This window comes from Azospirillum mesophilum (genome assembly GCF_053470405.2).
In genome coordinates this window covers 1-15,028 of sequence record NZ_JBPXMQ020000048.1, presented here as the reverse complement: position 1 = coordinate 15,028, position 15,028 = coordinate 1, and the positions used below count along the sequence as shown (strand labels likewise).

At 70.2% G+C, this 15,028-nt stretch carries 12 protein-coding genes, 2 rRNA genes and 1 pseudogene; 7 read left to right on the top strand and 8 right to left on the bottom strand.

Annotated elements, in window-relative coordinates:
* The first annotated feature begins 9 nt into the window (after window positions 1–9).
* The 5 genes from ACSVC7_RS28160 (at window position 10) to ACSVC7_RS28140 (ending at window position 5,340) form a co-directional block, all read left to right on the top strand.
* On the top strand, window positions 10–1,236 hold the full coding sequence (locus ACSVC7_RS28160; protein ID WP_448207804.1) for a CpaE/TadZ family protein: 1,227 nt from the start codon (window positions 10–12) through the stop codon (window positions 1,234–1,236).
* 38 nt (window positions 1,237–1,274) lie between these two features.
* On the top strand, window positions 1,275–2,672 hold the full coding sequence (locus tag ACSVC7_RS28155) for a TadA family conjugal transfer-associated ATPase (protein ID WP_448207803.1): 1,398 nt from the start codon (window positions 1,275–1,277) through the stop codon (window positions 2,670–2,672).
* A 151-nt stretch (window positions 2,673–2,823) separates the two neighbouring features.
* On the top strand, window positions 2,824–3,789 hold the full coding sequence (locus tag ACSVC7_RS28150; RefSeq protein ID WP_448207802.1) for a type II secretion system F family protein: 966 nt from the start codon (window positions 2,824–2,826) through the stop codon (window positions 3,787–3,789).
* An 18-nt stretch (window positions 3,790–3,807) separates the two neighbouring features.
* The gene (locus ACSVC7_RS28145) at window positions 3,808–4,794 is read left to right on the top strand and encodes a type II secretion system F family protein (protein WP_448207801.1); all 987 of its coding nucleotides are present in this window, start codon (window positions 3,808–3,810) and stop codon (window positions 4,792–4,794) included.
* A gap of 57 nt (window positions 4,795–4,851) precedes the next feature.
* A complete protein-coding gene (locus ACSVC7_RS28140) occupies window positions 4,852–5,340 on the top strand; it encodes an A24 family peptidase (RefSeq protein ID WP_448207800.1) in 489 nt (162 codons plus the stop codon).
* Between the two features lie 47 nt (window positions 5,341–5,387).
* Here ACSVC7_RS28140 and ACSVC7_RS28135 read toward each other — a convergent pair whose 3' ends face one another.
* On the bottom strand, window positions 5,388–6,566 hold the full coding sequence (locus tag ACSVC7_RS28135; protein ID WP_483508936.1) for a calcium-binding protein: 1,179 nt from the start codon (window positions 6,564–6,566) through the stop codon (window positions 5,388–5,390).
* Here ACSVC7_RS28135 and ACSVC7_RS28130 point away from each other — a divergent pair.
* Window positions 6,565–6,864, top strand: coding sequence for a hypothetical protein (locus ACSVC7_RS28130; RefSeq protein ID WP_448207834.1), 300 nt, complete (start codon window positions 6,565–6,567; stop codon window positions 6,862–6,864). The two genes, ACSVC7_RS28135 and ACSVC7_RS28130, sit on opposite strands and share 2 nt — an antisense overlap.
* On the opposite strand, the pseudogene ACSVC7_RS28125 reads toward ACSVC7_RS28130, so the two are convergent.
* Together ACSVC7_RS28125 and ACSVC7_RS28120 are read right to left on the bottom strand one after the other, a co-directional pair.
* Window positions 6,822–7,109: pseudogene (locus ACSVC7_RS28125) on the bottom strand (hypothetical protein); the annotation flags it as partial. The gene ACSVC7_RS28130 and the pseudogene ACSVC7_RS28125 overlap by 43 nt on opposite strands.
* Window positions 7,110–7,566: 457 nt before the next feature.
* Window positions 7,567–8,172 carry a LysE/ArgO family amino acid transporter gene (locus ACSVC7_RS28120; RefSeq protein WP_448207799.1) on the bottom strand — a complete coding sequence of 202 codons (606 nt, stop codon included), beginning with the start codon at window positions 8,170–8,172 and terminating at the stop codon, window positions 7,567–7,569.
* Between the two features lie 95 nt (window positions 8,173–8,267).
* Here ACSVC7_RS28120 and ACSVC7_RS28115 point away from each other — a divergent pair, with 95 nt between their 5' ends.
* Window positions 8,268–9,152, top strand: a complete 885-nt coding sequence (locus ACSVC7_RS28115; RefSeq protein ID WP_448207798.1) for a LysR family transcriptional regulator ArgP — start codon at window positions 8,268–8,270, stop codon at window positions 9,150–9,152.
* Window positions 9,153–9,174: 22 nt separating this feature from the next.
* On the opposite strand, the gene ACSVC7_RS28110 is transcribed toward ACSVC7_RS28115, so the two are convergent.
* From ACSVC7_RS28110 to ACSVC7_RS28090, 5 genes are all read right to left on the bottom strand, one after another.
* The gene (locus ACSVC7_RS28110) at window positions 9,175–11,001 is read right to left on the bottom strand and encodes a PTS fructose-like transporter subunit IIB (protein ID WP_448207797.1); all 1,827 of its coding nucleotides are present in this window, start codon (window positions 10,999–11,001) and stop codon (window positions 9,175–9,177) included.
* A 14-nt stretch (window positions 11,002–11,015) separates the two neighbouring features.
* The gene (gene pfkB / locus ACSVC7_RS28105) at window positions 11,016–11,957 is read right to left on the bottom strand and encodes a 1-phosphofructokinase (protein WP_448207796.1); all 942 of its coding nucleotides are present in this window, start codon (window positions 11,955–11,957) and stop codon (window positions 11,016–11,018) included.
* Window positions 11,954–14,464, bottom strand: a complete 2,511-nt coding sequence (gene ptsP, locus ACSVC7_RS28100) for a phosphoenolpyruvate--protein phosphotransferase (RefSeq protein WP_448207795.1) — start codon at window positions 14,462–14,464, stop codon at window positions 11,954–11,956. The genes pfkB and ptsP overlap by 4 nt, the downstream gene beginning before the upstream one ends.
* 229 nt (window positions 14,465–14,693) lie before the next feature.
* Window positions 14,694–14,809 (bottom strand): 5S ribosomal RNA (gene rrf / locus ACSVC7_RS28095).
* 116 nt (window positions 14,810–14,925) lie between these two features.
* A 23S ribosomal RNA gene (locus ACSVC7_RS28090) occupies window positions 14,926–15,028 on the bottom strand; the annotation flags it as partial.

Genomic DNA, 15,028 nt, shown 5'->3' with positions numbered 1-15,028 from the left:
GGAACGACCATGAGCCGCCGCATCAACTGCCTTGCCCTCCTGCGGTCCCCCGAGTGCGCCGACGAGCTGCGGTCCGCGTTCGACGCGGCGAAGGCCGGACGGCTCACCATCCGGATGAGCGCCGCAGCCCCGCCGGACGCGCCCGCCGACGTCGACGCCCTGCTGGTGGAGCTGGACTCCGACGACGCCGGCGCGGTGGAGGCGATGCGCCGCGTCCTGCTGGACATGGCCGACGGCCGCCCGGTGATCGCCATCGCCCGCAACGCGACCATCCCGCTGGTCCGCGACCTGATGCGGACGGGCTTGCTGGACGTGCTGCCGCGCCCCTTGTCCGCGACCGATCTGGAGCACGCGCTGGCCCACGCCCGCCGCCTTCTGGCGGAGCGGGGCGGCAGCGACGGGCGCGTCGTCACCGTCCTGCGCAGCTGCGGCGGCATCGGCGCGACCACGCTGGCCGTGCAGACGGCGCTGGAGCTGATGGACCACCAGCGCGGCCGCAAGGCGCGGGTCTGCCTGGTGGATTTCGACCTCCAGTTCGGCAACGCCGCGCTGTCGCTGGACCTGACCGGCACCGCCGGCCTGCTGCCGATCCTGGAGGCCCCGGCCCGGCTGGACGCGGCCTTCGTCGGGTCGGCGGTGGCCCACCACGGCTCCGGCCTCGACGTGCTGGCCGCCCCGCCGGAGATCGTGCCCCACGACGCCCTCACGCCCGAGATGGCCGCGCGCATCCTGTCGCTGCTGCGCGAGCAGTACGACTTCGTGGTGGTGGACATGCCGCACGCCTGGACCGCCTGGACCTCGCCGGTGCTGGCGGCCTCCTCGCTGATCGCGCTGGTGCTGCGGCTGGACGTGACCGGCCTGCTGCGCACCCAGAGCCACCTGAAGCTGATCGCCGACGAGCAGCTGGACGAGGTGCCGCGCCTTTTCGTCGCCGCCCAGGTGGAGCAGGGATCCGCCCTGCGCCAGACGCTGAAGGACGCGCACGCCGCCCTCGGCCGCCCCATCGACGCCTGCATCCGCGCCGACGCCAAGGCGGCGTCCGCCGCCCGCGAGGCCGGGCAGCCGCTGTCGGAGGCGGCGCCGGGCAGCGTCCTCGTCAAGGACACGCGCGCCTTCGTGGCGACGGCCCTGTCCACCCTGTTCCCCGCCGCCGAGGCCGCCGGCGAGGCCGCCGGGGCGCCGCGCTCCGGCCTGCGCCGGCTGCTGTCCTTCGCGCCGCTGGGTGCTGCCCGCTGACACTGCCCGCTGACACTCGTCCACAGGAGGGTTGAGCCATGTTCGGTCGTTTCCGCGGCGGCGCGGCCGTCGCCATCGTCGAGCCCGCGCCGGCGGCGGAGCCCACGCTCCCCGCCGCTCCGGAACCGGCCGCACCCCCGCGTCCGGCGGCCTTCGAGGAGAGCGAGCGCTACATCGACCTTAAGGTCAGCCTGCACCGTAAGCTGATCGACGTCATCAACCTGTCCGCGCTGGAAAAGATGGAACGCGAGGACATCGCCCGCGAGGTCAACGAGATCCTGGGCGAGCTGCTGGCGGACGAACAGATCGCGCTGAACACCGGCGAACGCAGCCGCCTGACGCGCGACATCATCGACGAGCTGCTGGGGCTGGGGCCGCTGGAGCCGCTGCTGAAGGATCCCACGGTCTCCGACATCCTGGTCAACACGCACGCCCAGGTCTTCGTGGAGCGGCGCGGGACCCTGGAACTGTCCAACGTGAAGTTCCGCGACGAACGGCACCTGCGCCGCATCATCGACCGCATCGTCGCCGCCATCGGGCGCCGAGTGGACGAATCCCAGCCCATGGTGGACGCCCGCCTGCCGGACGGGTCGCGCGTCAACGCCGTGGTGCCGCCGGTCGCCATCGACGGGTCGGTCGTGTCGATCCGCAAATTCTCCAAAACCCCGCTCGGCATGGAGAAGCTGGTCGGCATCGGCTCCATCACGCCGGAGATCGCCCAGGTGCTGCGCGCCATCGTGAAGTCGCGGCTGAACGTGCTGATCTCCGGCGGCACGGGCTCGGGCAAGACGACCATGCTGAACGCGCTGTCCAGCTTCATCGACGAACGCGAGCGCGTCGTCACCATCGAGGACGCGGCCGAACTCCAGCTCCAGCAGACCCACGTCGTGCGGCTGGAGACCCGCCCGCCGAACATCGAGGGCCGCGGCGAGATCGCCCAGCGCGAGCTGGTCAAGAACGCGCTGCGCATGCGCCCCGACCGCATCATCCTCGGCGAGTGCCGGTCGGGCGAGGCCTTCGACATGCTCCAGGCCATGAACACCGGCCACGACGGGTCGATGACCACCATCCACGCCAACACCTGCCGCGACGCGCTGGGCCGCCTGGAACAGCTGATCGGCATGACCGGGATGAACCTGCCGCCGCGCTCCATGCGCGCGCAGATCGCCTCGGCCATCCACGTCATCCTGCAGATCCGCCGCTTCTCCGACGGGCGCCGCCGCCTCATCAGCCTCAGCGAGATCACCGGCATGGAGGGCGACGTGGTGACCATGCAGGAGATCTTCCGCTTCGACCAGCATGGCGTGGACGCCGACGGCACCGTCCGGGGCGAGCATGTCGCCACCGGCGTGCGCCCCCGCTTCTTCGAACACGCCGCCGCCTGCGGCCTGGACCTGCCGAGCCGCCTGTTCGTGCCCAGGCACGGCGCGGCGTGACGCCGCTTATTTCCCCCGTCATCCCCGCGAAGGCGGGGATCCAGAAAACTTCGCACATAAGCGGCTGACAAGGCTGGATCCCCGCCTTCGCGGGGATGACGGCCGAAAGACGTGCATCAAAGTGCTCCAACCTCCTGCCTCCGAGGTCGCCATGAGCTTCAGCGACATCGAGTACGCCTATATCCTGCTGTTCGTCTCCGGACTGCTGCTGGTCGAGGGCCTGTACCATCTGGCGATCGACCTGAGGCGGGGCGAGAATGGCGGCCGGAACCGCCGGATGCGGCTGCTCGCCACGGGCGAGGCCGGCGGGGCGGCCCTGAACCGGCTGCGCCGGGGCGAGATGGACCGCCTGTCCGCCGCGTTCACGCGCGCCCTGCCCGTCCTGGAACGGCTGATCCGCGAGGCGGGCGTGACGATGACGGTGCGGCGCCTCGTCGGGTCGTGCCTTGTCATGGCGGTGCTGGCGCTGGCCGTCTTCGCCCTGGTGGTCGGGTTGGCACCCCTGGCGGCGCTCCTCGCCGCGCTCGCGGCCGGCGGCGGCCCGGTCCTGTTCCTGAGGATGCGGGGCCGGCGCCGGGTCGCGCAGGTCGGCGAGCAGTTTCCCGAAGCGCTGGACATGATGGTGCGCAGCCTGCGCGCCGGCCATCCCATCGGCGCGGCCATCGGCCTGATCGCCACCGAGATGCCCGACCCCATCGGCACGGAGTTCGGCATCGTCGTGGACGAGATGACCTACGGCCTGGACCTGCACGGCGCGCTGCTGAACCTCGCGGAGCGCGTGCCTCACCCGGACCTGCGGTACTTCATCGTGACCGTGCAGATCCAGCACAACACCGGCGGCAACCTGGGGGAGGCGCTGAGCAACCTCTCGTCGGTCATCCGCGACCGTTTCGCGATGAAGGCGAAGGTGAAGGCCCTGACCTCGCAGGGTCGCTCGTCCGCCTTCATCATCGGCCTGATGCCGCTGGCGTCCGCCCTGCTGATCAATGTCATCAACAAGGGCTATTTCGGCGAGGTCCTGACCGACCCCCTCTTCATGCCCGGCATGGCCGTGGCCGGAGGGCTGATGGCCGTCGGACACCTGATCATCTACCGCCTCGTGAATTTCAAAATCTGATCGCGGAGGCCAGCCGCCATGTCCGGCACATCCCTGTTCGACGTCATGAACGACCTGCGCTACGCCTTCGTGGACGAACGGTCGCTGTTTCTCGGGGCGGTCTTCCTGTCGGTCGCCCTGGCCGTGCTGGCCGGCGCCATGGCCTTCCGCGGCGCCGATCCCGGTGCCGCGCGGATGCGCGCGCTGACGGCCCGGAACCGCGGCGCCACGCTGCGGCACGGGCTCGACAGCGACGGGATGCGCGACCTGATCCGCCGACTGGAGCGCACGCTCGTCCCGGCCGACGGCGAGAAGCGCACCCACGCGCAGCAACGCCTCGTGCAGGCCGGCTATTATCACCCGCGGGCGGTGGTCCTGTATTTCGCCCTGCGCTGCGTCCTGGCGCTCGGCCTGCCGGTCCTGGCGCTCGCGCTGTGGCCGCTGCTGACCGGATCCATGACGGTGAAGTCCATGTATCTGGCGGGCGTCGGGGCGGCGGCGCTGGGCTTCTTCGGCCCCGCGTTTGCCCTGAACCGGCGGATCAAGCAGCGCCAGCAGGCGGTGCGCGACGCCTTTCCCGACACGCTGGACATGCTGCTGGTCTGCGTCGAGGCCGGGCTCGGCCTGAACGCCGCCATTGCCCGCGTCGCGACGGAGCTGCGGGCGCCCTACCCGCTGCTGAGCGAGCATCTCCTGATCCTCGGCCTGGAGATGCAGGCCGGCATCGCCCGCGACGCCGCCCTGCGGAACTTGGCGGCGCGCATCGGGCTGGAGGAGGTCGGCGCCCTGGTCACCCTGCTCATCCAGTCCGACAGCATGGGCGTCAGCATCGCCCAGACGCTGCGGGTCTACGCGGCGGACATGCGGCGCAAGCGGCTGGTGCGCGCCGAAGAGCACGCCAACAAGCTGCCGGTGCACATGGTCCTGCCGCTGGCCGCCTTCATCATGCCGTCCTTCCTGATCGTCATCACCATCCCCACGGTGATTCGCGTGCTGCGCGTCCTCCTGCCGGCCCTGCACAACTGACGGCCCCCGTCCGCAGCCGACATCACCACAAGCCCCCCAACAACCGAGAGCGGTCCCATGATCGACCCCTTCGTCGCCTGCGCCGGATGCCTGCTTCTGCTCGCCGCCGGGTGGGATGTCGTGCGCTTCCGGATCCCGAACGCGATCAGTCTGGCGCTGATCGGGCTGTTCGCCCTGCGCGCCGCCGTCCTGCCCGACGCGGCCGACGAGGTCCGGCAGCTTCTGCCGGCGGTCATCGCCTTCGCCGTCACCGTCCTGCTCTTCGCGCGCGGCCTGATCGGGGGCGGCGACGTGAAGCTGCTGTCCTCCGCGACGCTGTGGGTTCCGCCGGGCGCGGTTCTGGCGCAGGTGCTGGCGGTCAGCACGGCCGGGGCCATCCTCGCGCTGTCCCTGGCGGCCCTGCGCAAGACGGTCCGCCGCGCCCTCCCGGCCGGCGGTGGGATGGAGGATGAGGCGGAGCCCCACATCCTTAAGGACGGCGCGCCCATCCCCTACGGCGTCGCCATCGCGGCGGGAACGCTCCTCTATCTCCCCTGGATGATCTGACCAGGGACGGGCCGGAGGAGCGCCCTTCGGTCAGCTGAACCCTTCGATCAACTGAACCAGGCATCGGTCACGCCGGTGACGCCGACCACGGTGACCGTGCTCTTGTCCGACAGCGTGAACACCGTGTTGTTGCCGACCGTGCGGGCGCCCGCCTTCAGGTCGGCGACGGTGATGCCCGGAACGGCGAAGCCCAGCAGGTCGTCGTCCGGGTTGAACTCGAACACCAGGTCGTTGCCGCCGCCGGGCGTGAAGCCGAACATGTCCGTCCCCGCCCCGCCGGTCAGCCAGTCGTCGCCCTCGCCGCCCCACAGCGCGTCGTCGCCGGCCCCGCCGAACAGCGTGTCGTTGCCGGAGCCGCCGAACAGCGTGTCGTTGCCGTCACCGCCGTTGGCCAGATCACCGTCGGCACCGCCGTCGATCAGGTCGGTGCCCGCCCCGCCCAGGACGGAATCGGCGCCGGCCCCGCCGAGCAGGGTGTCCGCCCCGTCGTCGCCGGTCAGCAGGTCCGCGCCATCCATGCCGAACAGCAGGTCGTTGCCGGTGCCGCCGATGGCGGTGTCGTTGCCGTCCTCGCCGAGCAGGGTGTCGTTGCCCGCGTCGCCGCTGATCAGGTCGTCGCCCGTTCCGCCGCCGGCCACGTCGTTGTCGTCGCCGCCCAGCAGCGTGTCGTTGTCCGCCCCGCCGTTGAGCGTGTCGTTGCCGGCGTCGCCGGCCAGCAGGTCGCGCCCGGTGGTGCTGGCGACCACATCGTCGCCGCCGCCGCCGCGCGTGGTGTCGTCGCCGGGGCCGAGGTTGAAATACTGCGCCTCGTCATCGCCGATGGTCAGGCTGCTGCCCTCCCCACCGGTGAAGGTGCCTTTGCCGACGACCGCCGCGAAGTTGACGTTGTTCAGCACGACCGAGCCGCCGGGGTTGTCGCGCATGTTGAGGATCAGGGCCTTGCGGACCGCGTTGGCGCCGGGCGTTCCGGTGATCGTGACCGGCCCCGATCCCGTCGGCGTCAAAACCTGGAGGTTGATTTGGCTGCTGGAACCGGCCGCGAAATCCCGCACCGCGCCCCGAATGTTTGCGCTTTGGCTTTCCGACAGGTACGTCCCCAGCATGGCGTCGAAGATGCCGGGAACTTTGTCGATGGCAACAGAAGACCCCATCGGACCGTAATCGCGGATGCGACCGCCCGGCGCGACGGTTGCCTGGAGCAACGGACGGCTTCCCGAATCGCTCATGAGCGTGACCGTCCCACCGTTGGCGGGGTCCGCCAGCCCATACTGGCTATCGCCGATGGAGAAGAAAGGGATGCTGATGGTGGTGTTCGGATTTCCCGACACGTCATTAAGGACGAAGCCGTTCGAACTCCCCCGACCAAAGCTGTATTCGTCGGTCATGATCGACCCGGTGGCCGCCGCCCCGGTAATGGTCGCATTCGTCGCCTGGGAAAGCGTGACCGCGAATCTCTCATTGGGTTCCACCGTGCTGTCACCGGCGATGCCGATGGAGAAGATCTGCGAGGTCTCACCAGGTTGAAACGTGACCATTCCGTAGGGAGCGTCCGTGAAATCACTCGCATCGGTGGGGTCGGGACCGACCCCCGCAACCGTGTAGAGCACGGAGGTTGTTTTCGACAAGTCGCCCGAGCGGGTCACTTTGAAGGTGAGTTCCCTGCGCCCGCTGTCCCCTTCGGAAATGACCCCAGAGTCGGCATTGGCGATAGACAGGGTGGTAGTGTTGCCGCCAAGATCCCCGCTGCCGCTGAGAATATCCGTTGCCATTCATCCCCCAAAACTTTCAGGTGCGCGGGCTGAACCCCGATTCCCCGGAAGGTCCGATTCGAAAAGCCGGTCCACCGTTCCGCTAGGCGCGGCCGAGACACTCTCCTGCTTCAGAGTGCACTGCACACCGCACCATACCCAATCATAGGTGCGCAGCACTCAATCATCAACCTTCGGTGCATGCGACAGAATGCAACACGTCCGTTGCGCGCTTCGCCCGATGGACGTGGCAGGACGGCAGGGCGCCCGGGAGGATCGGGCCAAGCGCAATCCAACTCTCTGAGTTGCTGATGAATTGGTCATATGGCCACAATCACATCAAGCGCGCCGGATGGCGGAAGCCTGTTGTCCCTGAGGCTGGCCGTCCGCACGTCACACGAGAGCGTGGGGATTGAAGGTCAGTCGGACCGCTGATCCCGGCGGCATCATTGCCGACGCGAACGAAGCAAACCGGAGGTCAGGCGCCGCCCACGAGCGTCGCGGCGATGGCCCACATGACGACGCCGATGGCCGCCTCCAGCACCCGCCATGCGCTGGGCCGTGCGAAGATGGGCCGCAGCAGGCGCGCCCCGTAACCCAGCGAAAAGAAGAACAGGAAGGACGCCGCCATCGCCCCGACCGCGAAGGCGCCTTTGTCGGCCGAGAACTGCGTGGACACGGACCCGACCAGCACCACCGTGTCCAGATAGACGTGCGGATTCAGCCACGTCAGCGCCAGACAGGTCGCCAGCGTCGGGCCGAAAGCGACCGGAACGATGTCCGCCGGCGTCAACGCCCCCCCGGAACGGACCGCCGCCCGGAAACTGCGCAGGCCGTAGGCAAGCAGGAAGACCGCGCCGGCATACCGCGTCGCCGTTTCGAGCCAGGGCAGCCATTGGCCCGCTTGGGCGAAACCGCCGACCCCCGCCAGGATCAGCACGGCATCCGACACCGCACAGGTCAGGCAGATCGCCAGGATGTGCTCGCCGCGCAATCCCTGGCGAAGAACGAAAGCGTTCTGCGCGCCGATCGCGACGATCAGGCTGAGGCCCAGCATGAAGCCGGAGAGGAAAGCGGACGGCATGGCGGCCCATCTCGGTTGCGAAGGCCATTCCGCTATCACGGCCGACCGGATTAGAGTGATTAAAGATTCTTAGCTGAATTAAGGAACTCTGATCCGTGCTGGATTACGCCCTGCTTGCCGCGCTGGCGGCCGTCCTGCGCACCGGCAGCTTCGAGCGGGCGGCACGGCAGCTCCACGTCACCCCCTCGGCCGTGTCGCAACGCGTGAAGCTTCTGGAGGAGCGGCTGGGCACGATCCTGGTCGTGCGGGGCGTCCCCTGCACCGCCACGCCGGCCGGCCAGCGCCTGTGTCAGCATGCTGAGCAGGTGGCGCTGCTGGAAAGCGAGTTGCGGCACGAGCTTCCGGGCATCCAGCACGCCGGGCCGCCGGTGACCGTGCGCATCGCGGTGAACGCGGACAGCCTCGCCACATGGTTCGTCGCCGCGATGGCCGAAACCCAGGACTGCCTGTTCGACCTCGTCCTCGACGACCAGGACCACAGCGCCGACTGGCTGCGCCGGGGGGAGGTTCTGGCGGCCGTGACGGCCAGCGAAAGGCCGGTCCAAGGCTGCGACAGCACACCGTTGGGCGCCTTGCGCTACATCGCCACCGCCAGCCCGGAGTTCGTCCGCCGGCATTTTCCCGACGGGGTGAGCGCGGCCACCCTCGCCCGCGCGCCGCGCCTGACCTTCAACAGCAAGGATCGCTTGCAGACGCAGTGGACACGGCAGGCCTTCGGGACGGAAATCCCGTCACCAAGCCACCGGCTGCCCTCGTCCCAGGCCTTCGTCGATGCCGCCCTCGCCGGCCTCGGCTGGGGCATGAACCCCGAAATCCTGGCCGCCGACCATGTGCGCAGCGGCCGGCTGGTCGCCCTGATCCCGGACCAGCCTCTGGATGTCGCGCTGGTCTGGCAGCGAAGCCGCATCGCAAGCCGCACTCTGGCGGACATCACCCGCGCCGTTCTCCGCACAGCGCGCGGCGTTTTGCAGCAACCATGAAGGTCCCTTGCGCTCGCCGGGATCAATCCCCCGCCCCGCTGGTCCTGGCGCCCGGCGGTGTGGCCGCCGTGGTCCCGGCCGGGAGCCCTTCCACCTCCGTCGGGCGCTTCAGCAGGATCAGCGCCAGCGTCGTCACCGCCGTGCCTGCCAGGATCGCCAGGATGTAGGGGCCGAGCGGCGCCACCGCGTTGGGGATGGCCAGCACGAACACCCCGCCGTGCGGCGCCCGCAGCCCGCAGCCGAACCACATCGACAGCGCCCCGGCCACCGCCGACCCGGCCACGGCGGCGGGGATGACGCGCAGGGGATCCTTGGCGGCGAAGGGGATGGCGCCCTCCGTGATGAAGGCCAGCCCCAGCACGCCGGCGGCCTTGCCGGCCTCCTGCTCCTGCACGGTGAAGCGGTTCTTAGCCAGCATGGTGGCCAGCGCCAGCCCCAGCGGCGGCGTCATGCCGGCGGCCATCACCGCCGCCATCGGCGTGAAGGTGTTGGAGGCCAGCAGCCCGACCGCGAAGGTGTAAGCGGCCTTGTTGACCGGCCCGCCCATGTCCAGCGCCATCATCCCACCCAGCAGCAGGCCCAGCGCCACGGCGTTTGCCCCAGTCATGCCCTGAAGGAAGGCGGTCAGCCCCGCCATGATCGCGGCGACGGGCGTGCCGATCACGTAGATCATCATCAGCCCGACCACCAGCGTGGCGAGCAGCGGGATGACCAGCACCGGCTTCAGCCCCTCCAGGTTCATCGGCAGCCGGATGGTGTCGCGCAGCCACCGCGCCACATAGCCGGCCAGGAACCCCGCCACGATGCCGCCCAGGAACCCGGCGCCGATCTTGGCCGCCAGCATGCCGCCGATGAAGCCCGGCGCCAGCCCCGGCCGGTCCGCGATGGAATAGGCGATGTAGCCGGCCAGCACCGGCACCATCAGCCCGAAGGCCGCGTCCCCGCCGATCTGCATCAGCGCGGCGGGCAGCGTGCCTTTCTCCTTGAAGGCCTCGATGCCGAAGACGAAGGACAGGGCGATGACCAGCCCGCCGGCCACCACGAAGGGCAACATGAAGGACACGCCCGTCAGCAGGTGCTTGTAGGGGCCGGACTGCTTCTCCTTCTGCGCCGTCTTGGCCTGCGCCACCGTGTCGGCATAGCCCGCCGCAGGCGTTCCGCCCGCCTGGGGCGGCGGCAGGGCCAGGGCATCCGTCACCACCCGGTCGGCCTGCTTCAGCGCCTCGCCCACCGAAGTCTTCAGCACGCGTTTGCCGGCGAAGCGTTCGGTCGTCACATGGGTGTCGGCGCCGATGATGACGGCCTCGGCCTCCGCGATCTCTTCCGGCGTCAGGGTGTTCTTGGCACCCACGGAGCCCTGCGTCTCCACCTTGATCCGATAGCCCTTGGCCTGCGCCGCTTGCTTCAGCGCCTCCGCGGCCATGAAGGTGTGGGCGATGCCCGTCGGGCAGGCGGTGATGGCGACCAGCAGGCCGGAACCTGTGCCGGAGGGCGTCGGAACCGCAGCGGGTGTCGCCGGTGCCGCAGCCGCCCGCACCACGCCCGGGACACCGGCCAGAGCCTCGTCCAGCACATGGTCGGTGTCGCGGATCGCCCGCGCTGTCGAGGTGCGCAGGACCGGCTTTCCGGCGAAGCGGGACTCATCCACCGCGATGTCGGCGGCGAGGATCACCGCGTCGGCCCCCGCGATGGCCGCGTCGCCCAGCGGCGTGCCGGTGCCCTCCGCCCCCTGGGTTTCGATCTCGATCAGGTGCCCCTTCAGCGCGGCCGTGCGGCGCAGCGCCTCGGCGGCCATGACGGTGTGGGCGATGCCCGTCGGGCAGGCGGTTACAGCCACGAGCCTTGCCATATCGACCCCCTCCCTTACAGGGCTTCCACCCTCACCGCCGTCATCAACTCGGCCAGACGCTCCGGCGGCGGCAGTTCGGGGCCGAGCCGCGCCAAGGTCCCCGCCGCGAAGGCCGTGCCGCGCCGGGCGCAGGCCTCCAGGTCGCCGCCCTCCAGCCGGGCGCTCAGCACGCCGGCCACCATGGCGTCCCCGGCCCCGACGGTGCTCGCCACCGGCACGCGCGGCGGCACGGCCAGCAGGGCGCGGCCCGCCTCCACGAACACCGCCCCGTCCGCTCCCAGCGACACGACCACCAGCGCGATTCCCGTCGCGGACAGCTCGCGGGCGGCGCGCACCACCTCATCGCGCCCGCCGAGCGGCCGGCCCAGCAGTTCGGACAGCTCGTGCGCGTTGGGCTTCACCATGTCCGGCTTGGCGGCCACGGCGTGGCGCAGCGGCGGGCCGCTGGCGTCCACCGCCACGAAAGCCCCGTGCCGGCGCAGGCGCGGCAGCATCTCCGCGTAGGCCGTCTCCGGCACACCGGCGGGCACGCTGCCGGCCAGCACGAAGGTGTCGTTGGAGGCCGCCAGACCGTCCAGCGCCGACAACAACCCCTGCCAGGACTCCGCCCGGATCTGCGGCCCCGGCAGGTTGATGTCGGTGACGGAGCCGCCCTGCCGGTCCACGACCTTCACGTTGACCCGGCTGCTGCCCGGCACGCGCAGGCAACGGTCCTGGATGCGGCGGCGGCGGAACAGCGCCTCGAACACGCCGGTGTTGTCCTCGCCCAGGAAGCCCGTGGCGGTCACTGGTCTCCCCGACCCGAAGGCGGACAGGAAGGCGGCCACGTTGATGCCCTTGCCCCCGGCGGTGCGCGTCTCCGCCACCGCGCGGTTGACGGCCCCCGCCGTGAAGCCCGGCACGTCCAGCGTCTGGTCCACAGCGGCGTTCAGCGTGACGGTGACGATGCCCTTCATGCCGCCCCTCCCATCCCCGCGAAGCGTTCACGGACCAAGGCCCGCACCTCCGCCGCGTCCGCGCAGTCCAGCGCCTGCCCGGCGGTGCGTTCGGCTTCCGCCATGGCTATGCCGCGCAGCCGCGCCTTGACCGACGGCACGCTGGGGATGGCCACGCTCAGTTCGGAAACGCCGAGCCCCGCCAGAAGCACAGCCCCCGCCGGGTCGCCGGCGATGCCGCCGCAGGCCCCCACCCAGATGCCGGCCGTCCGCGCGCCAGCCACCGTGCGCTCCACCATGCGCAGGACGGCCGGGTGCAGACCGTCCGCCTGCGGCGCCAGCACCGGATGCAGCCGGTCCATAGCCAGCACATACTGCGTCAGATCGTTGGTGCCGATCGAGAAGAAGGACACCTCGCGCGCCAGCCGGTCGGCCATCATCACGGCGGATGGCACCTCGATCATGATGCCGATCTCCACGGGTGCCGCGCCGACCTCCCGCCGCACCTCCTCGGTGATCGCCTTGGCCTTGGCGAGTTCCGCCGGGGCGGCGATCATCGGGTACATGATGCGCACCGGCCCCTCGGCCGAGGCGCGCAGCATGGCGCGGAGCTGCGTGCGGAACAGATCCTCCCGTTCAAAACAGAGCCGGATGCCGCGCACGCCGAGGAACGGGTTCCCCTCCGCCGGCAGGCGCAGATAGGGAACGTTCTTGTCCCCGCCGATGTCCAGCGTGCGCAGAATGATGGGCAGCCCGTTCATGGCCCGGACCATGGTGCGATAGGCCTCGAACTGCTCCTCCTCGTCGGGCGGAAACTCGCGTTGGAGAAACAGGAACTCGGTGCGCATCAGCCCGACGCCCTCGCCGCCGGCCTCCACCGCCGCGGCCGCGTCCTTGGGGTCGGAGATGTTGGCCGCGACCTCCACCCGGCGGCCGTCGGTGGTGATGGCCGGCTTGTAGCGGTCCAGCCGCTCCGCCTCGCGCCGTTCCCCCACCGCGACGCGGGCGGCGGCGGCACGAGCCCGGTCGCGCTCCGACGGGCCGACCACCAGCACGCCGTCGTCACCGTTGATGATGACCTCACGTCCGTTCTCCAGGTCCAGCACCGACGGCCCGGCCGCCACCACGGCGGGAATGTCCAAGGAGCGGGCAATGATTGCCGTGTGTGACGTCGCACCACCGCCGGCCGTGCACAGCCCCAGCACCATGGCCGGGTCGAGCTTCGCCGTGTCGGACGGCTCCAAATCCTCGGCCAGCAGGATCACCGGATGGTCGGGCAGCGCCGCCACGCTCTCCATCGCGTCGGCCAGCAGCCGCAGCACCCGGCGGCCCACGTCCCGCAGGTCGGCCGCGCGCGCCGCCAGCAGCGGGTCGGCGAGGTTGGCGAGCATGCCCGCCCGCTCCTCATACACCTCCCTCCAGGCCCAGCCGGCGCTGGCGCCCGTGTCGATGCGCGCGTGCGCGGTCCCGGCCATTTCCGGGTCGTCGAGCAGTTCCAGATGCGCCTTGAAGATGGCCGCCTTGGCGGCGCCGGCCTTCTTCCAGAACTCCTCGTGCAGGTTGCGCAAATCCGCCGCCGCCCCTGCGAGCGCCTGATCAAGCCTGCGGTGCTGCACCGCCGGGTCTGGCGCCGCCTCCGCAACCACCAACTCCTCGCGCTGGAACTTCCAGGCCGTGCCCGTGGATATCCCCGGCGACGCCGAAATCCCCGCGATCACGGCGCCGTCATAGTCCAGGTCCACCGGAGTCGCCCGCGATGGTGGGGGCGGAGCCGCCGGCGTTTCCGAAACGGTGGGCTCGTCCAGCCCCGCCGCGAACGCCGCCGCGATGGCCTGCAACGCCGCCTCCGCGTCGTCACCCGCTGCCGTGATGGTCAGCGGCTGGCCGCCCGACACGCCGAGCCGCAGCAGCGACATCAGGCTCTTGGCGTTCCCCAGGTTGCCGCCGTGCCGGACGGCGATCTCCGCGCGGAACCGCTTTGCCACCTCGACCAGCGCCGTCGCCGGGCGGGCGTGCAGCCCATGCGGGGACGGCGCCGTCACCTCGATGGACTGCCCCCCCGTTGGCTCAGCCGTGTCGGAAGCCGCTGTCGCAGTCGGGGCGGAGCCATTCAGCACCGCCATCACCTCGCGGGGATCCGCCGTGGTGCCCAGGCGTTCGGCTTCCGCCGGGTTGCCCAGCACGCCCGTCAACCGTTGCAGCACGGCGATGTGTTCGTCGGATTTCGCGGCGATGCCCACCACCAGCCGCGCCGGCTCCCCCGTGCCCCAGTCGACCCCCTGCGGAAACTGCACGACCACGACGCCCGTCTGGCGTACCAATTCACGGGCCTGAGGCAGACCGTGCGGAATGGCGATGCCGCTGCCGAGATAGGTTCCGGCGATGCTCTCGCGTCCCAGCATGCTGTCGATGTAGCCGGGCTCGATCAGCCCGCTGTCCACCATGGCACGACCGGCGATACGGATCGCCTCGTCCTTGCTCGACGCCGACAGCCCAAGGCGCACCTGCGTTTCGGAGAGTTGAAGCATCCGCAATCCTCCCCCGCTGGAGCCCTTCTGCCGACGCAACCCGGCGGGCTACGGCGCGGCGAGGGATCTTCTTGTCAGACCCTTTCAACGCTCCGGCACCGACGGCGTTCCTTCCCCCGGAACGAACAAAAGCCGGCGCACCTTTGGGGAGCGCCGGCTTTTGGTGTGTCGTGTCGAAGGGTGTAAGTGTTGAAGCGTCGTCCAGCGGATGTTGGCGTGTGCCGTGGTGACCTGGCGGCGACCTACTCTCCCACGTCTTAAGACGCAGTACCATCGGCGCTGAGGCGTTTCACGGCCGAGTTCGGAATGGGATCGGGTGTTGGGAGCCCCGCCATGACCACCAGGTCACCAAGGCACACGCGAACCATCCAACCGGACGGGCTTTGTAAGTGAGGACGTTGATCTTGCGGAGGGGTTGGGTCTTTGTGCGGGCTTGCCGCTGCGCGCGACGCGCGCTGGTGGGGATCAAGCCGATCGAGCGATTAGTACCGGTCAGCTTCAGGCGTTGCCGCCCGTCCACACCCGGCCTATCGACGTGGTGGTCTACCACGGCTCTCAAGGGAA

Coding starts and splice junctions, on each gene's coding strand:
- ACSVC7_RS28160 (WP_448207804.1), top strand. CDS start 10: ATGAGCCGCCGCATCAACTGCCTTGCCCTCCTGCGGTCCCCCGAGTGC.
- ACSVC7_RS28155 (WP_448207803.1), top strand. CDS start 1,275: ATGTTCGGTCGTTTCCGCGGCGGCGCGGCCGTCGCCATCGTCGAGCCC.
- ACSVC7_RS28150 (WP_448207802.1), top strand. CDS start 2,824: ATGAGCTTCAGCGACATCGAGTACGCCTATATCCTGCTGTTCGTCTCC.
- ACSVC7_RS28145 (WP_448207801.1), top strand. CDS start 3,808: ATGTCCGGCACATCCCTGTTCGACGTCATGAACGACCTGCGCTACGCC.
- ACSVC7_RS28140 (WP_448207800.1), top strand. CDS start 4,852: ATGATCGACCCCTTCGTCGCCTGCGCCGGATGCCTGCTTCTGCTCGCC.
- ACSVC7_RS28130 (WP_448207834.1), top strand. CDS start 6,565: ATGAGCGTGACCGTCCCACCGTTGGCGGGGTCCGCCAGCCCATACTGG.
- ACSVC7_RS28135 (WP_483508936.1), bottom strand. CDS start 6,566: ATGAGCGATTCGGGAAGCCGTCCGTTGCTCCAGGCAACCGTCGCGCCG.
- ACSVC7_RS28120 (WP_448207799.1), bottom strand. CDS start 8,172: ATGCCGTCCGCTTTCCTCTCCGGCTTCATGCTGGGCCTCAGCCTGATC.
- ACSVC7_RS28110 (WP_448207797.1), bottom strand. CDS start 11,001: ATGGCAAGGCTCGTGGCTGTAACCGCCTGCCCGACGGGCATCGCCCAC.
- pfkB (WP_448207796.1), bottom strand. CDS start 11,957: ATGAAGGGCATCGTCACCGTCACGCTGAACGCCGCTGTGGACCAGACG.
- ptsP (WP_448207795.1), bottom strand. CDS start 14,464: ATGCTTCAACTCTCCGAAACGCAGGTGCGCCTTGGGCTGTCGGCGTCG.